A 25,890-nucleotide genomic window follows, 5' to 3' on the forward strand; every position below is an offset into this window, starting at 1 on the left:
CCGGTGACGGGGCTGGGGGAGGAGCGGGCGTCGGCGCGGGGGGTGCCGGCTGGCTGACGTCTACACCGTAATTCGTCGCAAGAGCCGAAAGACCGGTATTCCACCCCTGCGAGACATTGCGGACCTTCCACGTCCCGTTGCGGCGATAGACCTCCATCAGAATCGCTGCCCGTTCGGAACTCAATCCGTTTGCGGGTGCCTGGACAACCAGGCCGGTCGATTGTTCGAGAGTGACGCCCAGATCGGGGACGGCCGCCAAAGTCCCATGCATGCTCTCGTCCAGAGCCACCGCGATCGACAGGGTGTGGATGTGTGCGGGCATAAGCGAGAGGTCCAACGAAATCCGGTCGGCGCCGATCAACCGGACCGCGCCTTCGGGAGACTTCGGTTGGTTGAAGAAGATGAAGTCGTCGTCGTTTCGTACGCGCTGGTTCTCCGTCAATTGGAAGGCCATCAAATCGACTGTGCCCTGGCGTGCGCCAGACACCGACAGGATTGCGGTGCCGTCGTGGATGACCGTATTCGCCCCGGGGGGAAGTGAAGGCATGGCGTGTCCGGCCCTACGGCCGACTCCTTTCGGCGGAGATGCGTGTGGGCAGCCGGACCAGCCGGCTGCCCACACATGGAACTGATCAGGCGTTGACGGTGACCGTCTCGGGCTGCGGATCTTCATCCGAGTCCGTGGTCGCCTCGTCGTCGGGATTGTTCTTGTTCCGGATGATGCTGGTCGCCAGGGCTGCGAGGATCAGGAACACGCCGGTCAGGCCGGTGACGATCTCACTGACATGGTGGCCGATCGAGTACAGCAGGATCAATGCCAGCGCACCGATCGCCCAGTGAGCTCCATGCTCGAGGTAGACATACTCGGCGAGCGTGCCCTTGCGGACGAGGTAGACGGTGATCGAGCGGACGAACATCGCGCCGATGAAGCCCAGGCCGAGAGCGATGATGATCGGGTCGGAGGTGACAGCGAACGCGCCGATCACTCCGTCGAAGGAGAACGACGCATCCAGCACCTCGAGGTAGAGGAACAGGAAGAAGCCGGCCTTACCGGTTGCCTTCGCGAGGTCACTGGGACCACCGGACGATTCCTCGCCCTCCTCGTCGACGTTGAACAGTTCGCCGAGGCCGTTGACCAGAATATAGGTGATCATGCCGAGCGTGCCGGCGATCATCACCGTGGATGACTTGCCTTCGGGGGCGAGCAGCAGTGCGGTGAGAACGAGGAGCCCGGATGCCACAACCACCGAGAGCTGGTCGAGCTTGCCGATCCGTTCCAGTGGGCGTTCGATCCAGGACAACCAGGTGATGTCCTTCTCCTCGAAGATGAAGCCCAGGAACAGCATCAGCAGGAACATGCCACCGAACGACGCGATCTGTGGGTGAGCATCGGTGATCAGCGTTTCGTAGCTTGCGCGACCGTCGGGGAAGTAGGCCGCACCGTCGGCAGGCGGGTTGAGCGCCAGGTCCAGGGCTGCAACGGGACCGAGTCCCGAGGCAACCCAGACGATGAGCAGCGGGAACACGAGTCGCATGCCGAAGACGGCAATGAGAATGCCGATGGTGAGGAAGATCTTCTGCCAGAACTCACTCATTCTTCGCAGCACCGTTGCGTTGATGACCGCGTTGTCGAAGGAGAGTGAGACCTCGAGTACGCCGAGAATGGCGGCCAGTAGCAGGGCTTGAGGACCGCCGTAGAGGAAAGCGACGACCAGGGCTACAACGGTGACGGCGAAAGATGCGCCGAAGATGCGCATAACCACGGACGTGGCCTTTCTCTATGGGTGCGGACGGGTCGGACGCTCTTCCTTCGAGCTTCCCGACCGTTCCCGCGGACGGAACTGACGAAATCAGGCGACGTTGACGCCGTAGTCGAGGGCGATCCCGCGAAGACCGGATGCGTAACCCTGGCCGACGGCGCGGAACTTCCACTCCGCGTTGTGGCGGTAGACCTCACCGAAGATCATCGCGGTCTCGGTGGAGGCATCTTCCGTCAGGTCGTAGCGAGCCAGCTCGACGCCCGTGACACGGTCGATGATTCGGATGTAGGCGTTGCGAACATGGCCGAAGGACTGGCCGCGAACGTCCGCGTCGTAGATCGAGACAGCGAAGAAGATGTTCGTCACCGTGGGCGGGAGTGCTGCGAGATCGACGTGGATGGACTCGTCATCGCCGTCTCCGTCACCGGTCAGGTTGTCGCCAGTGTGCTCGACCAGGCCGTCCGGCGAGGAGAGATTGCCGTAGAAGACGAAGTGCTTGTCCGAAAGGACTTTGTAGCTGGGCCCGGTGATCAGCGCCGACGCATCGAGGTCGTAGGGCGCACCGGTGGTGGTGCGCTCGTCCCATCCCAGACCGACCGTGATGGTCGTAAGGTTGTCGGTCGCCTTGGAGAGGGAGACATTGCCGCCCTTGGCAAGTGAGACGCTCATATGGATCCTTTCGAGTTTCTGCGTGGAAGTAGGAGTGGTCCGTGCCTCGGCGCGGATCGCGCTAGAGGTGTCGGCCGGTCATGGAGCGGCCGATGAAGTCGACGAAACGGAGGGGAGTTCTTTCGATATAGTGCGAGCACTCAGACAGGGCTGTATCTGGGGTCGTGAGGGTACTTTCGTCCACGTTGTGTGGCTGAACTCCTTCTGCGGGTGCGACTTCTGGGATCGCGACGCAAACAACTGCACGGTGCTGTGCGTCACCTACTCCAGCCCCCGACAGACTGTTGGGCGACAACATAGCAGGTGCAACTAAATGTCCGAAAGTGCCCATCGGTCCGATTCCGGCGGATCGTTTCTGTTACCAGTAGTACTGGGACGGGTACGGACCGAGTTGCTGGGCGGGTGTAACAATCCCCGTGCCGAATACAGATGTACTCGGCGATGGAGTTTGAGCACGCGGGGGGCAGAGACGGCGCTTGGGGAAGGGTCCATGGACCGCTGTGTCATAGCCATTGTTTATGTTCGTCGGCGTTCCGTGCGTTTTCGTACGGAGTAACTTCATCGCGCAATTGGGGTGGTTGTGGATTCGAGGGAGAGCGATCCTGAGCTGAAGGATCGTGTTCAACGTTTGCTCGCATTCTTGTCCGAGCTCGTGAAGGCGCGAAGCGCCCCCGTTCGAATCATCGACAAGCACCGCGCTGTGATCGCTCTCGACGAAGGCAATCTGGATGTAGCTCTCAGTACCGATGCGTCCGCCGGCGACGTCGTGCTCCGGGCGCGTCGCGTGCACTTGGAAGACCCACCCCGGGTGCCGGCTGCAGTCACTCCCTGGATCCGCGGTTCGATTGCGGAGTCGACAACCGAACCCACGCTTGATTCCGGTGCTCCCGACACTAGGGAGTTCGACGAATGGCTGACGAAATGGCGTGCCTGGGCAGAGGTCGATCGTGAGCGGCGACCGGCCTGGCACCTCTACGCGTTCCTCCAGCGCGCGATGCTCGACCTCGAGGCGCAACCGGAGTCCCTGGAACTCGTGATCGCGTCAGGGCTGCTCCAACTCTCGGCGGATGTAGCGGGCGAACAGGTGCGAACGCACCTCATCACGCAGTCGACGCTGGTGGAACGCGACTCGGCCTCTGGCGACCTCCTCGTGAGACTCGATTCCGAATCCGCTCCGGCGCTCGAAGACACTCAGTTGCTGACCGGGCTCGACGTCTTCGATTCGTCGGGTACTCGGAACCTGCACGAATCGCTGGCTGCGCGAGTGAGCTCACTTGTGGACCCTGCCGCACGGATCTTCCTCAAAGAGTGGTCCGACCGAGCCCTGACTACCCGCGTCGAGGTCGTCGACCGACCCGACGAAGCAGCCTCGCACGATCGTCTGCTCACGCCGTCGCCCTCGCTGGTTCTGCGCAAGCGCGGTGCCTATGCACTGATCGAGTACTACGACCGCATGACGGCAGCCGCGGCGGACGAGGCAACGGCGGTTCCCCTCGGGCTGGCACAGCTGGTCGAGGCGATCGAACCCGCCGATCGGGTCGCGTGGCTCGACAGGGCCGGTACGTCGTCCTCACTGCTTACTGACGATCCGCTGTTTCCGCTTCCTGCCAACCAGGAGCAACGCGACATCATCGATCGGCTCGCAGGCGACAGCGGTGTCGTCGTCGAGGGCCCACCCGGAACAGGGAAGACTCATACGATCGCCAACCTTGTCTCGGCGTTGTTGGCACGTGGTCAGCGCGTCCTGGTCACCAGCGAGAAGGCCCAGGCACTGAGGGTCCTTCGCGACAAGCTGCCTTCGGAACTGCAGGAGCTCTGTGTTTCGGTCACGGACGCCGGCCGCGGGGGGTCGGCCGAACTGAACCGCAGCGTCAGCGAGATCGCGACCCGCAAGGCACAGTTCGATCCACGCCGAACAGCGGCGCGTATCGACGAGGTGGCGCAACGACGCGACACGGCACTGAGTCGTCGGGCGATGCTGACGGAACGCATCCGTCAGGCTCGTGCGTCCGAGACGCTCGCGCACGCTGATGTCGCGCCGGGGTATGCGGGCACGCCGGCGGAGATCGTCCGTAAGGTCACCGCGCAGAGCGCCAACCACGACTGGCTGCGTGGCTCCCTCACGACGGATACTCCACCACTCTCTCCGGAAGAGTTCCAGACACTGCTCGCCTTGTACGAACGGTGCGAAGCTGTTCGTAACGGTCCGGGTTCGGGAGGTGTCCCCACTTCGGGACTGCTTCGGATGCTGGAGGGCGCTGCTCCCGACGTTCTCGAACGGATCCGCGAGCAGTGCGACCATCTGCAGCGCGCGCTGATCGATGTGGAAGGTCTCGAACCCGCATTCCGGAACCTCGCCGACGCAGTAGGCTAGCGGCAACTGCGTTGAGGATTCCATCGCTTGGCAACGACAGGGACATGAAGGGCGTGCTTAGCCAAGTTTAATGTTTCATTTAGTGAAATGCTGACCGAGACAGAAGCATGGCAGTTTTTATGTCGTACGCCATTGCACTTCTAATCATGCGCGATTGTGCCGAACAGGATGTGCCGCAGGTGTTCCGGGGCATCGCTGATACCGCAATTTGAAAATTCCCCGATCCCGTTCTCGATTTCGCTGTCGGGAATTACGAAATGGGCAGAATCCCAGCGTGCGAACGGACTAGCATCCTGAGGAGCGGCTGCTTTGAAAAAAGTGTTTTTCACTGTACCGACACGAGAGATGTTCAAATCCTTATCAAGATGAACGGAGACAAGACGCCAGGCCGGGTCCCGCCGCATAACTTCGTACTCATTCCGTGAGAGGTAGTGCTTCGTTTTACCTCGCCGAGTGGTGCTCTTAACCTCAAGGTGAAGTTCAAGCTCGGGCGTTATCGCTGAGATGTCATATCCGTGGGCATCTGACCAGGCAGCGACATGCTCGACTTGTGCGGAGGTTGTGCTCAGCAGTAGGTCCACCAGCGCCGCTTCCCCGGCTGCCCCGATGCGTGCCCGCTCTTCCGTATCCACTTTCTTCCATATTGAGGAAATCCGTGAGAACGCCTCCTCTGCATCAATGTTCAGCGTTCTCGCCGCCTGTATCGCGTCCTCTGGAAGGTCGTCTGGATTTCCGATCAGATCGTCCGCGTCCCGCAGCCAAAATGGTTGACCACTCAGGATCGCTGCATCGAATAGGCGATGTGAGGCCGAACTCGTAGGATCTCCCTTTTCTAGTAATCCGGCCTCGCGAAGCCACTCATAACCTTGGTCGTATTGCGTTGGCGCTATGTCGCTGAAATCGGAATGGGAAACGAACATGAGGCGGCTGCGAGTAACCCCGATCGCAGGAATGTACTCAAGCCACCTCCGTGCCGCCCGCAGGATCGGACTAGGGGGAATCGCCATGCAGATGACCGATCAGTGCTTTCAGGTCGTTTCTGTCCATCTCCGAACCGACTGCCGGTTCCTCTTCGAGGTCGGCAAGCTGTTGCACGGACGGATCGTCCAGAATTTTGCCCATGAACAAGAGCTTGTCTGCAAGACGCTTCTCGACGACGTCGTCGATAGTCTTTTCGGCCGACAGAACCGTGATACGGGTTTCGGTTCCTTCTGCGAGTCCGAGCCGGTGAATCCGGTCGAGGCTCTGGAGGAACCTCCCCGCCGCAAAATCACGGTCGACGTACACGGCGTCATGGCAGTGATGATGCAGGCTGATTCCCTCGCCCAGAGTAGCGGGGTTCGAGATAAGCACCATGCACTCGGGATCGTGTCGAAAGCGTGCAATTTCGGCGTCGCGGTCCTTGGTTCCCCCGTGAACGACGGCCGGCGAAAAGGCGGACAGCATATATTCGAGTGTGTTGATGCTTCGGATGAACGTCGACCATACCAACGTCTTGCGCCCGAGGGCGGCGTTCTGGGCGACAATCGACAGGACTTCCTGGTACTTCGGGGACATCTCGTATGCTGGAAGATCTTGCATCAGCTGAAACAATGGTGCATCGGTGGGAACTTGAAGCGATGGCACTCTGGCTTCCACCGGCTCGTGAGGCGAAGCTCCGACAGCTAGGAGGGCTGGCGTGGTAGCTGCCATCATCAGGTAGATGAGAACCCGCCCGAGCGCTTCGAAGTCGGATTCGTACCCCGTCGCCCGCGCTGAGAAGTGCCCGATGAGAGCGTCATAGATTTCTCGGTGCAGTCCGGTCAGTGCAATCGGCCGGATAGCGAGGTTAACAGGGGGGAGGCCCAGTTCATGCTTGGTCGTGCGGGTGAAGAGCGGTCGCAGTGCTTGACTTGCTTGTGCCAGGTCGCCCCCTGCTACTGCCTGAGTGACTTTGCGGCGGCCATGACCCGGCCACACGAAGCCGAAGAGATTCTCGAGGTCTTTGGCGCCGTTCGGTGCCGGAGTACCGGTCAGGATCAACCGGTGACGCGCCCGTGGGCCAAGTGCGAGACAGGCTGAGCCGTAAACACCGTCGGCTCCGAGCTTCATACGGTGCGCCTCATCGAGAATGATCATCGAGGGCCGCGCTGTAAGCCAGTTACTGAGATCATTGACAGCCGCCCCCAACCGCTCATAGTTGATAATCAACGCATCGGCCGCAGGGTCGATGCGCTGTGAGTACACCTTCATGTTCAAGGGCGCAGCGAGGCATTCGCGATTCTCGTGCTGCCACGACTCGTAACAGGACTTCGGCCCGACGATGAGCAGGCGCTCAACCCCGTTAGTGTTGCGTAGGGCCTGAAAAACGGCCAGTCCGACGCGGGTCTTTCCGGCGCCCGGCACTGAAAAGTTTGCACCGTGTCGAAGAAGTAGCAGCTTCTGGACATCGCGTCGCTGGAACTCGGTGAGATTGGCGATCCATTCGCCTCCGAGTGCGGTGTCCAGATCAACCTGTTCTGGCGGAAGCCCGCTGTCAAGGCGAGCCTTGACGGCTTGAGAATCAGCCACCGAGTCAGAGGCCAAGCTCGCAAGTTGCGGATCCCAATGCACGCTCGAGGCTTCGGGCCAGCCGGCAAGTGCATCGAGATTCGTCAGCAACTCGTCAATTTCTACTTCCAGTAAAGACGGAGTCTTCTGCACTGCGGAGCTGAACCTCAGCGAGAGTTTCCGCAGGTGCGGCTCGAAACCTGCCCCGGCACGCAGGTGTGCCTGAGTTGCAGTGTCACCGAACAGGAGCTGGAGACTGTGTATAGAAGTCGAAGTCATCGCGTCTGCGTGGAGGTCAGGAGCCAATTCACACCGTCTCCGGGTGATTCGAAAGTTCGGCCCGCCTGCAGGGCAAGACGAGCAAGGCTGTCGCGCAACGTGAGCAGGGCATCGTCGAATGCATCTTCGTCGAGAGCGTTCTTCGATTTCGCGTCTGCAAATTCGCGAACGCATTGCTGGATGTGCTCGGTCGCGTCAGAGATTCGCTCCGGCACAGCGATCTGACGCTTCTGAAGCTGAGCGGACTGGCCCGCCAGCTTTGCGGCCGTACTGAATGTTTCCTTGGCGTTCTCGATCAGGTTAGCGGCCGATTTCACCTCAGATGCCGTGGTTGACGGCCCGGATGACTCGAGGATCGCCTTTGCACGAAGGAGCTTGTCGGTGAGAGCGCGCACCTTCTTGACGTCACTCTCCGCATCTGCAACGGTAACCCCGGTCAGGCCCGGAATTACTACAGCAGTCGGCTCTGCCACCTCGGGCACCAGCTCACCTTTGAGGCGACCTTCCAGATAGCGCTCGTGGAAGTCGGCCTCTGCCAACCTCAAGGTTGTTTTCGGAAGGTTGAGAAGCACCATCTGCAGGCGGGATTCCTTCAGACGCTCCGCTCCGTCAGGATCGGTCTTCGACAGTTTCTCGTAGTCGCGCTGAAGCTCTCGGAGCTTCTCCTGATGATCTTCGAAGTCGATGAGACGAAGGGCGGCCGTACCATCCTCCGAACGGCTTCTCTCGATAGCGTCGTTGATGAGCTGAAAGACCCAGCGATCCTTCTTCAGAGTCGAGACTTTGATATTGAATGTTCTGGCGATGTCATCCTGAGCATGACCGTCTGCGAGTTGGTCTTCGATGGCTATGAGCCGGTTGATGTACGAGTAGTCGCGGCGCTTGTCTCGGCGCAGCTGGAGTGCTAGTTCGACGGCGTTGACGTCGGCTCGCGAGGTGTCTTCCGGCAGGACGGCCACACGGATATTCGTCACGCTGAGATCGCGAAGAGCTGCGCATCGGGTGTTTCCGTCGACAAGGATGCCGTCGGGAGTGATGATCCCAGGTTCCTTCTGCCCGAACTCATCGAGCTCCTCGCGAAGGGTGATGAAGTCGGGGTCGAGCTGCGTCGGATCGGCGGGCTTAGCGCTTAGGAGGCGGTGTAGGTAGTGCTGGGCGTCCTCACTCCAAGGGCTCTCGTCAAGGATCCTGTTGAGGTCTGCATCAAGTGTTCTCTGTGCCCGGATCCGGTGAGTGTCAGGATTGAAGTAGAGCATTCCGACGGGCATGGTTATCACGTTGAGGTGCTTCTGCTGGCCACGCCAGTCAACCGTGACTTTGGCTCCGTCTTCCTGTCTGGCGACAGCGAGCCGCTCGGTGACAAGCGAGCGGATCTTGTCGCCTTCCGGTGGAACGCCGAACTTCGATGCCATTGGGACCCTTCCAGAGCGCTGAAGTTATCTTTGGGAAGACATCATTGCAGGCTCTACAGACGAGCTCGGCAGGGCATATGGGAATGAAGGGGGGTCGCATGGCGATTCCGAGGTGGGATGATCCAGCAAGTAAGCACGGGACGATGGTGCTAGGCGCGCTTTGGCTGGTACAGGAGGTTGGAGAAGGAAACGTTTTCACCAAGGACCAGCTCCGCAAGGCCTTTCCTGGGGTAGCTCAAGTCGATCGTCGAATCCGTGACCTGCGCGCGTTCGGCTGGAAGATCCTCACCAACACCCAAGATGCCACTCTGACAGCCGAGGATCAGCGCTTCGTCGCAGCTGGCGTCCCCGTGTGGGATAAGGCCGCACGCGCTGCTGCCGCAAAGAAGGCGATTCCCGCCAAGGATCGGCACTCCACCTTGGAACGAGACGGATTCCAATGCACAACGTGCGGAATCGCCGGCGGTGAGGGATTTGTAGATGCTCCGGGGCAGGTAGCAGTGTTGTCAGTGACGAAGAGATCGACCCTGACCCTCTCGGGGGAGAGCGAAGAGATGCTTGTCACGGTCTGCAACCGTTGTGCGTCGGGCCGAAGCGGGGAAGTCTCGAGCGTCGATGAAGTGATCGTGGAGTATCGCGATTTGGACCCCGTTGACCAGGCACGTTTCAGGCGTTGGGTGGCGCGTGGGCGGCGAGGCCAAACTCCCTTGGAGCGAGCGTGGACCGCATACCGAAGGCTCCCGGCTGATGCGCGCGCGGAAGTGCATTCGGTAGTGGTACCAGATGAGAATCGGCCGGTTTGAGCGTGCACCAGGGATCCATGTCCTAGGTGCCATCTAGACTCGCCGCTAGCGAGTTGGGCCGGGCGGCCCCCCTGGTTCCGTTCCGGTAGCTGGAGAGGCGGTGGCAGCGTCGAATTGTTGCTGCTGGGGTGGCGGCTCGTCCCGTATCCAGCACCTGGAAGGAGTATGCATGTCGGGGTCGGTTCGGGACGGAGAGCTCGAGGTCATCGAGATCTGCGCTGGCGCCGGTGGGCAATCACTCGGTCTGGAACGGGCAGGGTTCTCACATCGTCTGGCTGTTGAACTGGACCCTCATGCTGCAGCTACTCTCACTCATAACCTGGGGAACTTTGTTTCCGATCCCAAGGAAATCGTGAAGGTCGGTGACGCGGCAGACTCGTCCGTGCTCAATCCGGCGGAGCACGTCGGGATCGATCTATTCGCAGGGGGAGTGCCTTGTCCGCCCTTCAGCATTGCGGGAAAGCAGCTTGGTGCGAACGACGAGCGCGACCTTTTTGCATGGGCCGTCGAGATGTGCGGACGGATGAAACCCAAGGCCCTCTTGCTCGAGAATGTTCGTGGGTTGAGTGGAAACCGGTTTTCGGCCTATAGACAACACGTTCTCGATCAGCTGCGGGAGTATGGCTATATCGGTGAATGGAGGTTGCTGCACGCGTCCGATTTCGGCGTAGCGCAACTTCGACCGCGATTCGTGCTGATAGCTCTTCAGCCGGAGTACGCAGAGTATTTTTCCTGGCCGGAGCCAATCAAAGGATCTGCGCCCACGGTCGGCGAGGTGCTGCGCGACCTCATGGGAGCGAACGGTTGGGATGATCATTACGTAGACGCATGGGTACGTAAGGCCAACACGATTGCTCCGACGATCGTAGGTGGGTCGAAGAAACACGGTGGTGCAGATCTCGGGCCGACTCGCGCGAAGCGCGCCTGGGCGGAACTGGGCGTAGATGCAATGGGTGTGGCTGACGCGGCGCCCAGCAAGGGATGGGTGGTTCCGGAAGGGAAGCCGGGCCCGAAACTGACGAATGAAATGGTAGCCCGAATCCAGGGATGGTACGGAGAGTTCACTGGGTGGGAATTTCTGGGTAAGAAGACTTCGGTCTATCGTCAAATCGGGAATGCCTTTCCTCCGCCGGTGGCCAAAGCGCTCGGTGTATCGATAAGGGACGCCCTTCTCAAGACTGGAGCACGTCGCAAACTGATCGAAGACGTAGATGTTGTCCACGATCCGATCTATACGCTTTTGCGCAGTTGTGTGCAGCCGTTGACCGTCGATCAGATTTGCGCGCGGCTGTCGAAGAATGAAATTTTTATTGCCGCTCCGGAAGTGGAACGCCGAATCGCGAATCTATCGAGGGACTTCGAGATCGCAACGACTGAACGATCGAGCGGTACGCTTGCATTCAGATTAGGTGAATTTCTCGGATTCGTCGGCCAAGAATCGCACGTGCGACACGAGCTTTTCGCCCTGAATCGCTCCAAGATCAGTTAAGCGGTGTAAGCTCGTCGAAGATGAGCCGAAATGGAGCGAACACGCCCGCCGGCAAGGCTGAGGGGCGTGAAACATACCCGCGCGCGAGCAACGCCGGCAGGTCGCGGAATATGCGGGCTATCCGCAGGTCCAATACGAAACCGGAAGTGCAGTTGCGGAGTGCCTTGCATCGGAAGGGCTACCGATTCCGGAAGGATTACCGGCTCGACTTGGGAGCATCTCGAGTCCGGCCGGACATCGTATTCACCGCCCGCAAGATTGCGGTCTTTGTCGACGGCTGCTTTTGGCATGTATGCCCAATTCATGGACGGCAGCCGACGGTGAACGAATGGTACTGGTCTCCAAAATTATTGAGAAACGTCGAGCGTGACAGGCGGGCGGATGAGCTCCTCGCTGCTGCAGGGTGGACTGTAGTTCGGGTATGGGAACATGAAACCCTTGAGCAGGCAATGGACTTGGTCGAGCAGGCGCTAATGCGCTCGAGCGATGGCGCAATGTGAGCGACGAGCCGTGAGAGAGAAGCAGCGAGCAACTTCGTGGGCGCACCTGTCAAATTCGAGGGGTGAGAGCGCCGAGGATCCGGATTTGAGCCGGTACGATACTGCGGTCCCAAGGTCCGGATGGCAGTGGGACTCGATGGTGGACGTTATCCTCGGAGATTGCGATCCTCCGGGTTCTGACGGTCGGGGAGGAAGGTAGCCGCATGCGCCACATCGAAGCCCACGTCCCGGGGGATGCAGGGTTGCCCGAGGGGCGTCGATGGGCAGTAGCGCATGTGGAGACATCGGGCACGCGTCTTACTTCGGACCGAGTGATTGGTCTTTGCATCCTTGTGCTCGGCGGCGACGGCATGGTCGAAGACGAGTACGCCACAGCTATCGATCCGGGTCCTGACTTTGGCCTCGGTTCGTTGCACCATCGTTTACGCGATCGGCTCGCGGGAGCTCCGCACTTCGAGGATGTGACGGACCGCGTGGTCGATCTGCTCCACGGGCGGACGCTCGTCGCGTATGACGCAAGTACCCATTACGGTTTTCTGGATGGAGAGTTTCGCCGAGCCGACATTGCCAACCCCATCGTTTCGCGCCTATGTGTGCGTACGCTGTCGCGGCGCCTTGAATTGGACGTGCCGAACCTCCAGCTGACGTCCCTAGCCGAACACTGGGGAATCGAACGGCGCCCGATGGGGGACAAAGCGCGCGACGAAGCTGATCTTGTAGCACGAGTGTTTCTCTCGACCTTAGGGCTAGCCGACTCCCTTGAGCTCCCACTGCCGGTCGTCGAGTGCGTGGCGAATAAGGCGGGCGCACCGAGACTGTCCCGCCGAGTGCCGTGTCCGTGGGTCAATCCTGGAAGATTCGACCCTGGCGTCGGCTTGGTGCAGGGAACGAAAGTTGCCATCATCGGCACTACGAAGACCCCACGCGATGCGCTCGAACGAAAGCTAGCATTGGCCGGGCTCGATGTAATGAGCACAGCCGGAAGTCATGTAGGTCTGGTCATCTGCAATGACAGAACGTCCGGCTCTACAGAAGTATCCAGATTGCTGGACGATGGGATCAGTGTCATACCAGAAAAGACACTAGAGCGCTTATTGGAAAGTGTTCTCCCGGGAATTCCGCGAACGAAACCGGAGCAAGATGGATGGACTGCGCTGCCCGCTGTCGACGAGGCGAGCCCAGAGCGTGCGCATCCTGAGCGGCCCGTAGAGACGGCAAGCACCGATTCCATCGACGCCGTCGCCTCAGCGGATCCAGTCCCCACGTCTCTTGCAGAGCAGCCGACAGTACCGAGCTTCGTGGACAATCCATGGCAGAATCGCCACATTTTGGTGATCGGTGGCACCCATGAAGACGCGGCAGCAATGCGTTCGAAAATTGCGCGGCTGGGGGGTACTCCCGCGATCAACCTCTCCGCTGCGGTAACAGATCTACTTGTGCTCGGCGGCGATGGAAGGGATCGCAAGACGGTCACGATCGGAGGCCGGGAGCTACCTGTCCTGACACCCGAGATTTTGAAGGAGGCCAACGAGAACGAAGCCATGCACTCAGACATTGTGCAGCGCAGGCCGGGTGTTCGGTCGCTTGCCAGAGGAGAGGTTGTCGATCTCCACATGGACGATACACAAGTGAGCATTCATGCGTCCTGGCGTGCGGATTCGACGCGTGACGGAATTATCGTCGATATCGTCGGATTCATGCTGTCCGAGGAAAATTCGGTGAATTGTGACGAGGACTTCGTCTTCTACAACTTCCCGAGTAGGGACGACGGGGCAATGGCTCTCACCGTCGACGGAAACTGCGAGCAAAGTATCCATATAGATCTTAAGGCGTTGCCGGACAACTGTGTCAGGATTGCAATTGCCGCAGCCATTGAGGGAACAGCGACCTTCGGTCAGCTGGGTCCGGTAGCAGTAAAGGTGGAGGCATCCGAGCAGCCGGAGGCCGAGTTCGTTCTCGATGCAGGTACAACGGAACGAACGATGGTGCTGTGCGAGGTATATCGGCGGGCGAACAGATGGCGCCTGCGTGCCTTTGGCCAGGGCTACGATAGTGGCTTGGATGCTTTGGCAACACTGTACGGGGTGGATGTCAAGTGAATATGGGTGACGCAAGGCAAAGGCGGGTCCAGCCATTCGATTGCTGAAACTCGTCGATGCTGAATTCTCGGCAAATTGAGGTGCGGGTGCGCAACGGTGATTCACAGTAGTGTATGAGCCTGTGAAATTGCCCTGGACCTCGTAGGCCAGCCTTGCGACATGAGCTATGCGGTGATCGATATGCCATCTTCCCACGATTGACATCCGAAGGTCTCATGCCCAACGAATATACGAAACCGGCTGCGGGTCGTTCGGCTCAAATCGTCGAGATTGATCAGTCGAGTTGCCCACAACTCTTGGTAGTGGTACCCGTAGCAATTGATCTCTCGGGTTGCATGGACTCTTGGATATTTGAAGCGACGGCTCGATACAAGTCATCGTCGAGCCATGAGCCGAAGCTCAAGATCAAGCGGCGGCACTCGCTCAACATATTGCATGCAGACACTAAGATCATCGGTGTGGCTGTGAAGGTGGATCTCTCGGCAATTACCCGACCGACGGTCCTGTCCGCGATCGAAGAGTTCGACACACTCGGACAAGAAGAGTTCCTGCGTACACGGGGCTATGCCGAAGCGCGAAACTTCAGGCTGGTCTATCGCGGCCGCTTCTACGATTCGAAAGCGATCGCCGGTGTCGCACACGGGTACGCGACGGGGCATTTCTGCGACAGCTCTGAATTCTCCGGCGGGCTCGCAACGGTTTCCGATTGCCTCACCGCACTCGGGTTTGTCGTCGATCACGGCGGTAAGCACGCTCGCGGCGGCCTCTTGTGGGACCTCGAGACCACTCAGGTGTTCAAGATGGGTGGCCGAAGTGCTGCGTACAAGTTTGTCGTGCTGCTCTGGGCCGTCATCCATGCAGACACGTTAGTCGGGCTCATGCCGTTCTCTGAGGTTCGGAAGGAACTGGCGGCATTATTGGCGCCCTTTGCGCTAGCTCAGTCTGCACCGAACCCCGCGGACCCTTGGGTGGCGTTGAGGGGAAGCAGCTGGTGGACGCTGGAAGTTCCCGAGGGAGTTGATCAGGCCGAAGCCGGGCATCAGGTCCTGAGCTCGCTGGCCGTGCGGGAAGACTTCCGCGCCGGCCTCTCGGAATCTGTCAGGTACAGACTCCGAGAGGCCGAATGGTGCCAGGAAGCTACCGAAGTACTCGAGCGGCGAATTGCGGAGCTGTCCAGTCCTGCCCGCGCTTACGACCTCGTCAAGCAACTCCGCAATTGAGGGGATACTGGTGTATTCCGGGCCGGCCGGCCTGCTCGCCTACAGCCATTCGTCCACGCCGCCATGGCCCGAACACGTGCCGCGTCGATTCTGACTGAACGAATACGTGCCATCAACACAGCGGGCGGATGCTCCAGCCGGAGCTGTGGGCGCCTGGACAGGGCCTGGGATGCAGTTGCCGTTCACATTGACGTAGCTGTTCGCTCCGCAACCGCCGCTGTAACCACTGTCGGGAGCGGGAGCGGGAGCGGGAGCGGGAGCGGGAGCTGGTGCCGGTTCGATCTCGACCGGTGGGGGAGGAGCGACAATCGCAGCCGCCGGCGGAGGCGTGTACTGCTCTGTGGTCGGCGCGGGATCGGTAGTCGTGGGGATTGTGATCGGGGCAATGCCACCGCACGAACGCAATTCACGTTCGAGCGCTTGGCGTTCCGTGATCGTCGTCCACAGCTGATACGCGGCCTTCACCTCGACCTGCCGTGCTACATACGTGCAGCGGTAGCCCTCGTTGGGCGGCAACCATGCAGAAGCGTCTCTGTCGTTCTTCTCTGTGCTGACGCTCTGTGCGACCGCCTGAAGGTTGCGAGGATCGTTGGCCAGGTCCTGGAGGGCCTCGGCACCGAGTTCGTACGCACCCTTCTGCCATGCATCGCTCAACGAGACGACGTGGTCGATGACGACATCGTCGAAGGCGACCGAATCACCTGTGTAGGCGTCTTCGAGCGTTCCGGTACGGACTGTGCACGAAGACTCTGGATCGAGTGATACGGCCGTCAGGTCGCGGCGGAGGATGTCGTTACGCGTGTCGCACCCATTGTGGCCACCATCGACTGTGACGTCGTCGGACCATTCTTCACCGAAACGAGAAAGGTCGAACTGCGCGGCAGGTGCTTCATCGCGGACGCTGATCGTTGCAAGGGTCTTCAGCGCCAGCGTGGCGCCATCGCTGTCGACCGGTTCGAAACTGGCCGGTGCCGGTAGTGGCTCCGGTGGCGGCGGCGTACTCGATGTGGACGAGGAGACCGGTGCTGCAGTAGCGGAAGTCTGCTCGGCAGCGGGCGTTTCCGGATCAGGTTCGGGCTCTGGGGCAGTAGCGCCAGCGAGTATGAAGCCGGGGATGAGGGCCCACGCCGCCCATTTGTAGCGCGCAGGCCGGGTGCGGTCCTCGCGCAGGTACATGACGCCTGCAGCGGTCGCAAGGAGTCCGAAGACTGCCATGCCCCACGCTCCTGTGAAGATGGCCAATGCAAGCGTTGCGCCGAGCACGATCGCGATTACAGCAATGAGCTTTCCCAGGCGAGAGCGTGCTCCCCGATCACGTTGTGACGTTCGGGAGGGATTTGTCGACATGGTTACACCTGCTCGACGCGGAAGCAGGGATGGATGACCGCGGCAAGAATGGCATGCGCGGAGGTGGAGTAGAGCATGTGTATACCAATTCATAGGGGCCGGCAATGGACGCCGAGCCGGTGCACTTGCTTGTTTCGGTGGCAGTGCGAAATCCGTTACGCCATGTCCGAAAAGACGGAAATTTCGCTACTCGGAGGTCATTCGGCGGGTGTAAGCCTGCTTACGCGACGCGAGCGAGGCGGCATCGACACTTCACCGCACGCCCGTACTCGTCGTCCGGTAGCCATCCGTACTCGTCGCAATCGTCGCACTTCTCCGGGACGCTGCGCGGGACGGTCAGTTCTTGCCACATACGCACCCACGCTTGTGCGTACTTCATGGGGTTCTCCGGACGATGGACGGCCCTGGCTGCTGCGACCAGCTTCGCGGTGCCATGGATGTCGATCAGTTTCTCGATTGCGACGGCCGCCTCGGGCTTGAGGTACGCGAATGTCGCCATCAATCCCACCTGCTTGCAGGCTGCTGCCAGGCTTGCCACAGCCGGAGTGAGCGGAGCATTGGACGCCGGCCGGGTGCGGTTGGTTTTCATTCTTGGTTCATCGGTACTGATAAGAGCGCCTGGCATACCGTTGTCCGCGCGACCGCGCGTCGGTTTTTCAGGCCCCGGGTCGGTACGCGGCTCCTCGTAGATCGTCTGGATAGTGATCCACTGTCCGCGCTCGTTCTGGATCTTCTCCCGGATCAAGTAGCCGAGCTCTGCCAGCTCGCGGAGGGAGGAGCGGATGGCGTCGCGCCCTTCCTTCGGCGACTGGTCGGCTATCGAGTCGGATCGGGTACGCCAGTCGTCCGGCTTCGACAGCAACCAGATGAGCACGCCCCGGGCGCGGAAGGACAAGCGCTCATCGTTGATGACGGCATTGCTGAGGATGGTGAAGTTGCTGGCGAGGCGCGGTCCACGACGCACGCCGCCAGCCAGGGTATTCTGGCCCACGTTCGACTCCCATTTAGTCGGACATCCGGCCCGTCGGGAGTTGCCGCTCCTGGCGGGCCTTCTTCAATTGTGACGCCACGCGGGGCGGTGACGATCTTGGAATCTTGGCACCAGTTCTGCAGCGGGCGCAAGAGGTCTCTCAATATTGTTTTGAGTCAGAGCATTTCGTGCACTCGGCGAAGTTGAGGGTCTATTGGAACCGTTGGCTTGGCGGCCATGGATGTCCTGGAACCCGCAGAAACAAGCGAGGGGTTCCAGGACAGGTCCCTACGCCGGATCGGGAATTGCCGAGTGAAGCGCGGCCTGCGCGAGTTGTGCGCAATGTGACCGGGTCTGCGAGCTCCGCCCCTTACGCATCAGCGCGAGGTTCAGGCTCGCAGCTGCGCGTGCAATCACAGGATCCGTGATCATTGCTGCGATAGCTTCGGGGCCGCGTGCAATGAGGTGTTTCTGGGTCGGCCCGCCCGGCGCGTGCGTGATGCTGCTTCGGTGGATGCCTCGTCGCCGGAGATAGAGTGCCTGCCGGATCCGGCCCTGTGGAAGCTCCTCGCCGTCGACGAACAAAGATGCGCGTACTTGTCCCGAGGGAGCAACGAAGAGAACGAACGTTTCCATCCAGTTCAATGTCACGCAGGCCAGCCGATTCGGGTTCGAGGTCGGGAGGCAGCTGACGGACCAGAACTGGGCCTCGGTGCGGTGCGGGTGGCATACCGTATCCGATAGATAGAGGTTCACGAGCCGCACGAGTTCGTCGGCATCGGGGCGATCCGTGAATCGCTTCCAGCGATGCGCATAGCCCTCGATATGACTCGCCGGCAGCGCCGGTGGCGTGCACGCATCGTCGAGCGCATTTCTCACGCTCGGCTCTTCGAGCCACAGCTCTTGTTCGTCGGGATCCACGACGTCATCGAAGACCGATGTGCCCTCGAAACGAAGTGCGTGCTCCCGGTTACGCACGACAAGCCCGTGCTTTTCGGCATCGTGAATGAGTTCACGTTCTCGCGCGCGCAACGCCGAATACGAACCGGAGAATCGCTGCAGCCGAAACGCTGAGATGTCGTCGTAGGTCTTGCCGTGTGCGGCCAGGCGATGAGCGCAATTGCTACCGGATATCCCGATATAGCAGGCGCCGTTGGAGAACTCGACGAGGTAGATGCCCCGCGCACCACGAGGACCGCGCGGTGCGCGCGAGACCGACAATGCTTCGGGAGTGTAGGTGACGCGTGGGCCGAAGCCGTTCGTCGGAGCCCATGAATCTATCGGTTGCATCAAATGTCCTGCCTGATGGATCTGGTTGCACCGCTCGAGGACGCGCTGTGCGAAGAGCTGTTGTACGTGATGGTGATCGTCGTCCTACGGCCTGCCTCTGCACTCGCGGTGAAAGGCCCGTCGGCGACCGTTGCCGAATAAAGCTGCGACTTCATGGTTCGTCGGTGTTCCGTCCCTTCTGCAGGCTGCCGGTACACGCCGACCTGGCCGTGTGCCCGGGCTGCTTTGGAGACATCGGCTCGGCAATGCGAAATGTAACAACTATCCAGTATGTCGCTCTCGTCCGTTCTGGGTGAACAGGCATACTTCCCCCTCATGAGCGGTATGCGAACTGACGATGTCCTCGTGCCGGACGGACGTCTTCTCGGAGTCAGGCCGTGGGAAGAGCGGCGGACGGAAGGCTGGTTGGCGTTCAAGAACTGGCTCGCGAGGGAGACCGAACTCTTCAAGGAGCCGTCCTCGATCATGTGTACGGGGGTCATGGAAGATCGTGAAGTCTGTCTCCAGATCGAGATAAGTTCCTCCGGCGGCACGGCCAGGCTCTCGATCGCTCCGGAATCTGTGACACCCGACCAGGTCGAGCGTTTGATGAAACGACGCGAGTGGTCGGAGCGGCACGCACCCTCTGAGCGCGGCGCTGAAACCAAGGGCAAAACTGTAGTGGAGTACCGGGCCTCACGCTCCACAGCGCTCGGTACCGGCCTACTTGCCGATGTGGTCGACATCTTCCAGCATGTGTTCAAGGTCCCTCACGCCGACGGCATCACACTGAAAATGACGTTCCGTCTGAACGGGCGCGTACGAGCATCTCAGTTCGTTCAGTCCACTCTTCCGATCGTCGGAGGCCGGTTGTCGTCGATAACCGAGGACGAAGTGAACACCGCGGTCTTTGCTCGAGGCCAGGATGATCTCGGCCGCATCGTCTATCGGCACCTGTGCCGGATACTCGGTCGTGCACCGAAAGTCGACAAGGCGAACTCGTGGGAATTTTCAGTGAGCAGTCGCACAGTGCACGCAAGGGTGAGCCCTACCTACCCGAGAGTGATCCTGATAGTCCCGGCAGTCCCCAAACCGTTCGGGCTCAAAGAATTCCCGAAGCGGCACGTGGAGCTCGTCGTCAAGACCGCGTATCTCAGATTGCTCGAACATGAGAACTCCTTGTCGGCCATGATAGACATACCGGCCTACCCGTTCGTTCCTCGGCATCTCGACGACGCAATCGATAACCTGCACACTTTCTTCAACCGGCTCGCCGGTGAGTACTCGATGAGCACAGAGGGAAGAACGCGGTATCGCGCGATCTTCTCCGAGGTCGAGAAGGCGGCAACCGAGCCGACAAGCTCCGAAGACGACCTGCTTCCTCCAGCATTGCAAGCCTTGATCCATCTCGATGACGACGGGACCGGTACCCTCGACCCGCATCATGTCGCCCACGTTTGTGGGCATGATAGGGATGCAATTCTCGCCTACTTGAGAATCGTGCAGGAACAAGAAATCGATTGGCGTTCCGGTGCGGATGAGGCCACGGCCGATGGCGATGAAGAGGAAGCAGCTGCGCAGAACCACGAGGCAGATGGCTGGGCGAACACGTACCGGCATTTGAGGTCGGCGTTGGAAGTTACGGTGCTGCCCGGTGGCAAGGGTCCATGCGTGCACTGTGAAGTGCCCATGGCCGCAGCAGTATCGCGTTCTTGACCATAGTGCCGGCATTCGAGTCGAGCCATCGCGACCTCGTACGCCGGACCGGGGTCCGTTCGCGCTACACGCGGGGCGAGTCTCGGTTCAGCGCGCAAGAGTTGTACGGGCGTAGTTGGCCCGGCGGCACGGCCCCCGACCCCTTTGGGCTATGAACCCTTCCATCGCGACGTGTGCCGTCGATCGCCGTTGCCGTAGATGACAGTGTCGAGGTTCTGGGTCCACCCGGGCCCACGCGCGAACGCGGTCACCTTGCCAGCCGCCGGGAACATCCCGTCGATATTGCCCCAATTGTTGTTGATGCCGGAGCAGTCGTTGCCCGAGCACCTCGGACTGTCGTTCGCCTTCGTGAGATCGACCTTGATCGTTGCCGAGTTCCGGTCGCCGATCGCGTCGGGAGCGACGCCGAGTCCGCAGATCTCCGGCTCGAACTCCTGCCCTCGATCGTTGCCACGGCGAGTCCCCAGCGATCCCCCATGCGATCGCACCCCTGAGCAGTCGCTAGTCCGGGTCGTGATAGTCGGCACAAGCGACGATCAGGGCACTCCGTCGTCCGGTCACCGTATTGCACCCGTCTGTTCTCGTTCTGCCTGTGCAGGTGGGGAGGCCGCTACACCACCCGCATGCGACACGATTCCGACCGGTTCCGCACCGGCTGGCCGCGCCCAGTTCATCGGGGAATTACCTGCATTCCGGTGTCGGTGGCGCAGCCGGGTACGCGGGAGGATTCCCGATGGTGCGCCGCGAAGACGCAGATCGTTGCGTGAACGTCACGACCAGCCCCGCCGCCACCATCAGCTGGCCCACCATCAACGCTGCCGGCAGCGCGACGAGTTCCCACCCGGTCGACGCGAACCCGAAAGCCCACACCAGGATGGCCGCGGCCAGCGCCACGGTGGCCACCTGTCCGAGGGCCATGAGGACTGTCGCCGGCCCGCGAGTGCGCCGCTGGAGAATACAGGCCGTGCCGACGACGGCACCAGCGAGAGAACAGGGCAATCCGACCAATGTCGGCAGCACCACCAGCAGTTCGAGACCACGGCCGCCTACCTCGACAACCCCGGGCGAGAGCAGCGGCGGCACGACGTAGATCAGGATCGACAGGGTGCACAGCACCGAGATGATCGACGTGGCTCGGAGCATCTTCATCAAGGCAAGGTAACGGACGAGGTGAGCCGTTCGGAGAATCCCCGGACGGGTCGCGGGGTTTCGATCGAAAGTCACCGCAACAGAGGGGTGAATGACACAGAATGGATTCCGGTAACGAGTAGCAGGCAAGTGGGGAAGGCGCTTGCAGGGTCCACCGTCCGCCCGCTCCGGTCTGGTTGAAAGCTGCGGGGGGACTGTAGTTTTCAGGATGCGCGATGAGTGAAGCACTCGTGGGACTCCATGCGAAGGATGACGAGCCTTCCCGTGCCCGGCCCGGATCGGCCGCACGGATCGAGGACGATGCAGGTGGCGCCGGTATTCCCCTCGAGAGGCTGCTCGCGATCGCGAAGCTGACCCCCGCGCAGGCGGCCGTGCTCGTCACCGATGTGGTCGATCAGGTCGAGTCGGCACACGAGCTGGGGTGTGCTCCGGCGAGTCTTCGCGGAAGCGCCGTGAGGGTGTCCGAAAGCGGGCACCTCACGATCGAGCGCGGCGGCAACCTGGGATCCTGGGACGAGGTGCGTGATGCGGTCGCGGTCCTGCTTCGAGAGCTCACGGCGAACTGCCGCAGTGCGGCACTTGCCGCGCGGGTGGACGAAGCGATCGCGGAGGCGTCGGATCCGGTCGTCCTCGCGCAACTCGTACACAACACTGTCGCAACAGAATTCGCTCCGGGCGAGGTGGACTCCACCCGGCGTAGGATCGCCGCGCTCGTCTCGGCGACGCTGGGACGCGCTCGCCCGGACGATCGAGAGCCGGAGCGGCCGGACGCGCCGGATCCACCGCCCCCGGCTACCGGATCCTCTCTCGCCTCGATCGGCTGGCATCCACCCACAACGAAGATCTGGCATCGCAAGAGAAGACGACCCTCGTGGCGCCGAGGTCTGCTCGCTCTGCTCGCGCTCCTGGTGCTCGCAGGGATGGTGTGGATGGCTCCGAAGGCATGGTCGGAGCTGAGGCAGGGATGGAATACGCTTCTCGACCCTGGGGAGTCGTCGATGGATGATCGGATCAGCCCGGTGTCGCCACCGCCCCCGGCGCCCGACGCCGCATCCCCTCCGGTCGAGCCGGGGGCCACCGAGCCGGGCCCCCTCCCCATCGATCTTCCCGGTGAAGCGGGACCGATCAGGCAGATGACCGCGACCTTCGCCAACGGCGCGTGCGAGCCGGGCCGACCGTGCGACCTGCGGGTGGACGTCGCTGTCGATCCCGCGGCGAATGTCGGTGCGGTGACCTGGAATGTGACCGTCTACGACCGCTGCACGGGTGTGGCCCGCCCAGGCGCCGACATCACGGTGCCGGTACCGCCGGGTGCGCAGGAGACATACGGTGTCGGCCGCGTCGACCTGCCGCCGGGCTCCGCACTCGCCGTCGCCGCGGTCAGCACGGCACCTGCAGCGGCCGCATCGGAGCCGCTGTACGTGCCCGCCGAGAACGCCACCTGCCCGCCCGGGGGTTCTCGTGACGGCGGATAGGCGCCGCTCGGATCCCTGGCTCGTCACCGCGGCCGTCGTCCTGGTCGCTCTGGGCGTGCTCAACATGGTCGCGGCGGGCATGACCTCGCTTGCGGTGCGTCACGCGATGCTCGCGGCCGTGGGTCTCGGCGCGATGTGGGTGACCTCGCGTATGCGGATCGCTGCTCTGAGCCGGTTCGGCTGGGTGCTGTTCGCAATCTCGGTCGTCCTGCTCGCGGCGGTGCCTCTGCTCGGGATCGCGACGAAGGGCGCCCAGCGCTGGCTCGACCTCGGTGTGTTCACCCTGCAACCCTCCGAGATCGCCAAGCTCGCCCTGGTTCTCGTGCCTGCCTCGCTCCTGGCCGGCGACTACACGGTCGGCCGGTTCTTCGCGGTCCTGGGCGTGGCGGCCGTGCCGATCGCGCTGGTTGCGCTGCAACCGGACCTGTCGACGGCGGTGGTGCTCGTCGTCACCGTGGTGCTCATGCTGATCCTGGCCAGGGTGCCGATGCGGTCGCTGCTTCCGCTGTTCGCGATCGGTGTGGCCTCGCTCCCTCTGGGCGTGCTGTTCCTGCGCCCGTACCAGCTCGAACGGATCAATGTCTTCCTCTCGAACGACTCCGACCCGCAGGGTTCCGGCTGGGCGGCCTGGCAGGCGGACATCGCCATCGGCAGTGCCGGATGGTGGGGTCTCGGGCGTGAACCGGACTACGGTCTCAGAGCCACCTACCTGCCCGAATCCGAGCACGACCTGGCGTTCGCGAGCCTGGTCTACGGGTGGGGTCTGGCCGCCGGGATAGCCGTGGTGCTGGCCGTCGTCGTCATCGTGTGGTGCGCTGTGCTCGCCGCCCGGAAGGCACGGACACGGGAGGCGGCGCTCGTCGCGGCGGGCATCGCCGGGCTGTTCGGGATTCACACCGCCGTCTCGGTCGCCCAGAGCCTGTCGCTGATGCCGCACACCGGCATGCCGATTCCGCTGTTCAGTTACGGCGGCACCGCCTCGATCGTCGGATTCGTCTCCATCGGGCTGGTGCTCGCGGTGCGCCGTGACGGGGTGACGCGCTCGCTGTGGGCCACCGAATCCCGGAAGCGCCGGCTCCCGCGAGGAGTGTCGACGAGCGCGGTGGCTCTCACGGCGTCGCTGGTCGCGATGTCGGTCTTCGCCTGGCAGCTGCAGACCGCTCACGGCAGGGATCTGCGCGCGACGAGCGACACGCAGATGCTGCGCTGCCTCCGGCTGCCCGCCGAACGAGGTGACATCCTCGACCGCACCGGGGTTCCCGTCGCTGTCAACGTCCCCGAATATTCCGTCGCGGTGGTTCCGCGGATGTTCGCCGAGGGGGATCCGGCGGTGCGCGACGAGCTCGCCGCGCTGCTCGCCATCCCCCCGGGCGAACTCGCGGACGAGCTCCGGAACGCGGAGGGGGAGATGCAGCTCGTGCTCGGACGCGTCGGGTCCGAGCAGGCTCGGCAGGTCGTGGATGCGCGACTGCCCTGGGTGCTCGTCTATCCGACCGGACGCAGGCAGTATCCGCAGGGGGAGGCGCTGGCGTCCGTCCTCGGCTATGTCGGGACTGCGGATGAACAGGACATGCAGCGCTGGCCGAATCTCGCGCTCGGGTCGCGGGTGGGCAAGGCGGGATTGGAGAGCCAGTACGACGCCTTGCTCCGCGGCACCGACGGCCGGCAGTGCATGTACGTCGATCCGTCCGGGCGCCCGGTCGGCACGGGGGAGAGGGTGGACCCGGTGCGGGGCCACGACCTGCGATTGCATCTCGATCTCGGCCTGCAGGAGGCCGCGACCGATGCTCTCGCACAGGCGATGCGCACCAGTGGAGGCGATCTCGGTGCCGCGGTCGTGATGGATGCGCGCAACGGGGGTGTGCTGGCGCTGGCGAGTGTTCCCGGTTACGACAACAACGTCTTCGAACCACCCGTCGACCCGGTCGCGCTCGCGGCGCAGACCGAGGGCTCGGGGCCGGGCCGGATGCTCAATCATGCCGTGCAGACGGCGGTGCCCCCGGGCTCGACGTTCAAGATCGTGGCCGCCTCGGCGAATGCGGCCCACCACGTGCTGTCACCGGACACGGTGCTCGCCGGCGGTGCCTCCTACACCTACGGAGGCAACACCTTCGCGAACTGGCAGCCGATGGGAGGCAACGACCTGCTCGGGGCACTCCAGTGGTCCGACAACGTCTACTTCTATCAGCTCGCCGATCTGCTCGGCCCCGAGCGCATCGCGGCGACCGCGCAGGAGCTGGGGGCGGGGTCGCGGTCGGGCATCGATCTGCCGAACGAGTCCGCGGGCTTCCTCGGCACCCCGGAGAACGTCGGCAGTATCGGCGGAACCTGGTATCCGGGGTCGACGCTGCTGATGGGAATCGGTCAGGGCACCGTCAGCTCGACCCCGGTGCAGGTGGCGCGGTGGACGTCGGGCATCGCGTCCGGTGCGGTGGTGACACCGCAGCTCGCGGCGGCGTACGGGCCGGGGGAGGGTGTGCCCGTTCCCGGCACGGAGCCGCACCGGCTGTCCTTCGCGGACGAACTCGGTCCCGTGCGGGCGGGCATGCGGGCGTCGGCCGCAGCGGGCACCGCTGCCCAGCTCGCGAGCCTGCCGGTGACGGCGGGAGCGAAGACCGGGACGGCGGAGGATCCCTCGGCCCCCGGGAAGGGCCTCAACGCCTGGTTCTCCGCGGTGGTGCCTTTCGAGTCACCCGAAATCGTGGTGACGGCACTGGTGCGGGGCGGCGGATTCGGTTCGGCGACAGCGGGTCCGGTGGTCAAGTCTCTGATCGAGCGGTATCTCGCGCAGGTCCGCGGTCCGGCCCCGGCCCGCTGAGCGACCGACGTG

General features: G+C 62.2%; 19 protein-coding genes and 1 pseudogene. 9 read left to right on the forward strand and 11 right to left on the reverse strand.

Annotation, left to right across the window (positions count from 1 at the left end; genetic code table 11):
- Window positions 1-79: 79 nt before the first annotated feature.
- The 3 genes and pseudogenes from MOM01_RS20905 to MOM01_RS20915 all read right to left on the reverse strand — a co-directional run.
- Window positions 80-673, reverse strand: a pseudogene (locus tag MOM01_RS20905) (TerD family protein); the annotation flags it as partial.
- Window positions 633-1,763, reverse strand: a complete 1,131-nt coding sequence (locus tag MOM01_RS20910; RefSeq protein WP_241387363.1) for a DUF475 domain-containing protein — start codon at window positions 1,761-1,763, stop codon at window positions 633-635. The pseudogene MOM01_RS20905 and the gene MOM01_RS20910, both read right to left, overlap by 41 nt.
- A gap of 87 nt (window positions 1,764-1,850) precedes the next feature.
- Window positions 1,851-2,429: a TerD family protein gene (locus MOM01_RS20915; RefSeq protein WP_241387364.1), complete on the reverse strand. Its 579-nt coding sequence runs from the start codon at window positions 2,427-2,429 to the stop codon at window positions 1,851-1,853.
- A 574-nt stretch (window positions 2,430-3,003) separates the two neighbouring features.
- On the opposite strand from MOM01_RS20915, the gene MOM01_RS20920 reads away from it, so the two are divergent.
- The gene (locus MOM01_RS20920) at window positions 3,004-4,803 is read left to right on the forward strand and encodes an AAA domain-containing protein (protein ID WP_241387365.1); all 1,800 of its coding nucleotides are present in this window, start codon (window positions 3,004-3,006) and stop codon (window positions 4,801-4,803) included.
- Window positions 4,804-4,943: 140 nt separating this feature from the next.
- On the opposite strand, the gene MOM01_RS20925 is transcribed toward MOM01_RS20920, so the two are convergent.
- The 3 genes from MOM01_RS20925 to MOM01_RS20935 all read right to left on the reverse strand — a co-directional run bounded on the left by MOM01_RS20925 (window position 4,944) and on the right by MOM01_RS20935 (window position 9,023).
- Window positions 4,944-5,810 (reverse strand): protein NO VEIN domain-containing protein, encoded by an 867-nt coding sequence (locus MOM01_RS20925; RefSeq protein WP_241387366.1) that lies wholly within the window; start codon window positions 5,808-5,810, stop codon window positions 4,944-4,946.
- Window positions 5,794-7,485, reverse strand: a complete 1,692-nt coding sequence (locus tag MOM01_RS20930) for a DEAD/DEAH box helicase (protein WP_241387367.1) — start codon at window positions 7,483-7,485, stop codon at window positions 5,794-5,796. The genes MOM01_RS20925 and MOM01_RS20930 overlap by 17 nt, the downstream gene beginning before the upstream one ends.
- 122 nt (window positions 7,486-7,607) lie before the next feature.
- A complete protein-coding gene (locus MOM01_RS20935) occupies window positions 7,608-9,023 on the reverse strand; it encodes a ParB/RepB/Spo0J family partition protein (protein ID WP_241387368.1) in 1,416 nt (471 codons plus the stop codon).
- A gap of 972 nt (window positions 9,024-9,995) precedes the next feature.
- On the opposite strand from MOM01_RS20935, the gene MOM01_RS20940 reads away from it, so the two are divergent.
- From MOM01_RS20940 to MOM01_RS20955, 4 genes are all read left to right on the forward strand, one after another.
- Entirely contained in the window at window positions 9,996-11,315 is a 1,320-nt protein-coding gene (locus MOM01_RS20940) for a DNA cytosine methyltransferase (protein WP_241387369.1), read from the forward strand.
- A gap of 20 nt (window positions 11,316-11,335) precedes the next feature.
- Window positions 11,336-11,815 carry a very short patch repair endonuclease gene (locus MOM01_RS20945; protein WP_374112351.1) on the forward strand — a complete coding sequence of 160 codons (480 nt, stop codon included), beginning with the start codon at window positions 11,336-11,338 and terminating at the stop codon, window positions 11,813-11,815.
- A gap of 203 nt (window positions 11,816-12,018) precedes the next feature.
- Entirely contained in the window at window positions 12,019-13,914 is a 1,896-nt protein-coding gene (locus MOM01_RS20950) for a TerD family protein (protein ID WP_241387370.1), read from the forward strand.
- A 215-nt stretch (window positions 13,915-14,129) separates the two neighbouring features.
- The gene (locus tag MOM01_RS20955; protein ID WP_241387371.1) at window positions 14,130-15,134 is read left to right on the forward strand and encodes a hypothetical protein; all 1,005 of its coding nucleotides are present in this window, start codon (window positions 14,130-14,132) and stop codon (window positions 15,132-15,134) included.
- Between the two features lie 39 nt (window positions 15,135-15,173).
- Here the strand turns inward: MOM01_RS20955 and MOM01_RS20960 are convergent, their stop codons facing one another.
- From MOM01_RS20960 to MOM01_RS20970, 3 genes are all read right to left on the reverse strand, one after another.
- Window positions 15,174-16,349, reverse strand: a complete 1,176-nt coding sequence (locus tag MOM01_RS20960; protein ID WP_241387372.1) for a DUF3761 domain-containing protein — start codon at window positions 16,347-16,349, stop codon at window positions 15,174-15,176.
- A 352-nt stretch (window positions 16,350-16,701) separates the two neighbouring features.
- Window positions 16,702-17,472, reverse strand: a complete 771-nt coding sequence (locus MOM01_RS20965; protein ID WP_241387373.1) for a helix-turn-helix domain-containing protein — start codon at window positions 17,470-17,472, stop codon at window positions 16,702-16,704.
- Window positions 17,473-17,739: 267 nt separating this feature from the next.
- Window positions 17,740-18,741 (reverse strand): hypothetical protein, encoded by a 1,002-nt coding sequence (locus MOM01_RS20970; protein WP_241387374.1) that lies wholly within the window; start codon window positions 18,739-18,741, stop codon window positions 17,740-17,742.
- A gap of 15 nt (window positions 18,742-18,756) precedes the next feature.
- Here MOM01_RS20970 and MOM01_RS23215 point away from each other — a divergent pair, with 15 nt between their 5' ends.
- Window positions 18,757-18,882: a hypothetical protein gene (locus MOM01_RS23215; protein WP_277610055.1), complete on the forward strand. Its 126-nt coding sequence runs from the start codon at window positions 18,757-18,759 to the stop codon at window positions 18,880-18,882.
- Between the two features lie 174 nt (window positions 18,883-19,056).
- Entirely contained in the window at window positions 19,057-20,436 is a 1,380-nt protein-coding gene (locus MOM01_RS20975; protein ID WP_241387375.1) for a T3SS (YopN, CesT) and YbjN peptide-binding chaperone 1, read from the forward strand.
- Between the two features lie 149 nt (window positions 20,437-20,585).
- Here the strand turns inward: MOM01_RS20975 and MOM01_RS20980 are convergent, their stop codons facing one another.
- Window positions 20,586-20,924, reverse strand: a complete 339-nt coding sequence (locus MOM01_RS20980) for a hypothetical protein (protein WP_241387376.1) — start codon at window positions 20,922-20,924, stop codon at window positions 20,586-20,588.
- Between the two features lie 193 nt (window positions 20,925-21,117).
- Window positions 21,118-21,585: a hypothetical protein gene (locus tag MOM01_RS20985; RefSeq protein WP_241387377.1), complete on the reverse strand. Its 468-nt coding sequence runs from the start codon at window positions 21,583-21,585 to the stop codon at window positions 21,118-21,120.
- Window positions 21,586-21,800: 215 nt separating this feature from the next.
- Between MOM01_RS20985 and MOM01_RS20990 the strand changes: the two genes are divergently transcribed.
- Window positions 21,801-23,060: a hypothetical protein gene (locus MOM01_RS20990; protein WP_241387378.1), complete on the forward strand. Its 1,260-nt coding sequence runs from the start codon at window positions 21,801-21,803 to the stop codon at window positions 23,058-23,060.
- The gene (locus tag MOM01_RS20995) at window positions 23,047-25,878 is read left to right on the forward strand and encodes an FtsW/RodA/SpoVE family cell cycle protein (RefSeq protein WP_241387379.1); all 2,832 of its coding nucleotides are present in this window, start codon (window positions 23,047-23,049) and stop codon (window positions 25,876-25,878) included. Before MOM01_RS20990 ends, MOM01_RS20995 begins: the two co-directional genes overlap by 14 nt.
- The last annotated feature ends 12 nt before the right edge of the window (window positions 25,879-25,890 follow it).

The sequence above is a fragment of the Rhodococcus sp. CH91 genome (assembly GCF_022554085.1).
GTDB lineage: Bacteria > Actinomycetota > Actinomycetes > Mycobacteriales > Mycobacteriaceae > Rhodococcus.

Coding starts and splice junctions, on each gene's coding strand:
- MOM01_RS20960 (WP_241387372.1), bottom strand. CDS start 16,349: ATGGCAGTCTTCGGACTCCTTGCGACCGCTGCAGGCGTCATGTACCTG.
- MOM01_RS20925 (WP_241387366.1), bottom strand. CDS start 5,810: ATGGCGATTCCCCCTAGTCCGATCCTGCGGGCGGCACGGAGGTGGCTT.
- MOM01_RS20945 (WP_374112351.1), top strand. CDS start 11,336: ATGAGCCGAAATGGAGCGAACACGCCCGCCGGCAAGGCTGAGGGGCGT.
- MOM01_RS20935 (WP_241387368.1), bottom strand. CDS start 9,023: ATGGCATCGAAGTTCGGCGTTCCACCGGAAGGCGACAAGATCCGCTCG.
- MOM01_RS20985 (WP_241387377.1), bottom strand. CDS start 21,585: ATGAAGATGCTCCGAGCCACGTCGATCATCTCGGTGCTGTGCACCCTG.
- MOM01_RS20915 (WP_241387364.1), bottom strand. CDS start 2,429: ATGAGCGTCTCACTTGCCAAGGGCGGCAATGTCTCCCTCTCCAAGGCG.
- MOM01_RS20955 (WP_241387371.1), top strand. CDS start 14,130: ATGCCCAACGAATATACGAAACCGGCTGCGGGTCGTTCGGCTCAAATC.
- MOM01_RS20990 (WP_241387378.1), top strand. CDS start 21,801: ATGAGTGAAGCACTCGTGGGACTCCATGCGAAGGATGACGAGCCTTCC.
- MOM01_RS20940 (WP_241387369.1), top strand. CDS start 9,996: ATGTCGGGGTCGGTTCGGGACGGAGAGCTCGAGGTCATCGAGATCTGC.
- MOM01_RS23215 (WP_277610055.1), top strand. CDS start 18,757: ATGGATCTGGTTGCACCGCTCGAGGACGCGCTGTGCGAAGAGCTGTTG.
- MOM01_RS20970 (WP_241387374.1), bottom strand. CDS start 18,741: ATGCAACCGATAGATTCATGGGCTCCGACGAACGGCTTCGGCCCACGC.
- MOM01_RS20975 (WP_241387375.1), top strand. CDS start 19,057: ATGAGCGGTATGCGAACTGACGATGTCCTCGTGCCGGACGGACGTCTT.
- MOM01_RS20950 (WP_241387370.1), top strand. CDS start 12,019: ATGCGCCACATCGAAGCCCACGTCCCGGGGGATGCAGGGTTGCCCGAG.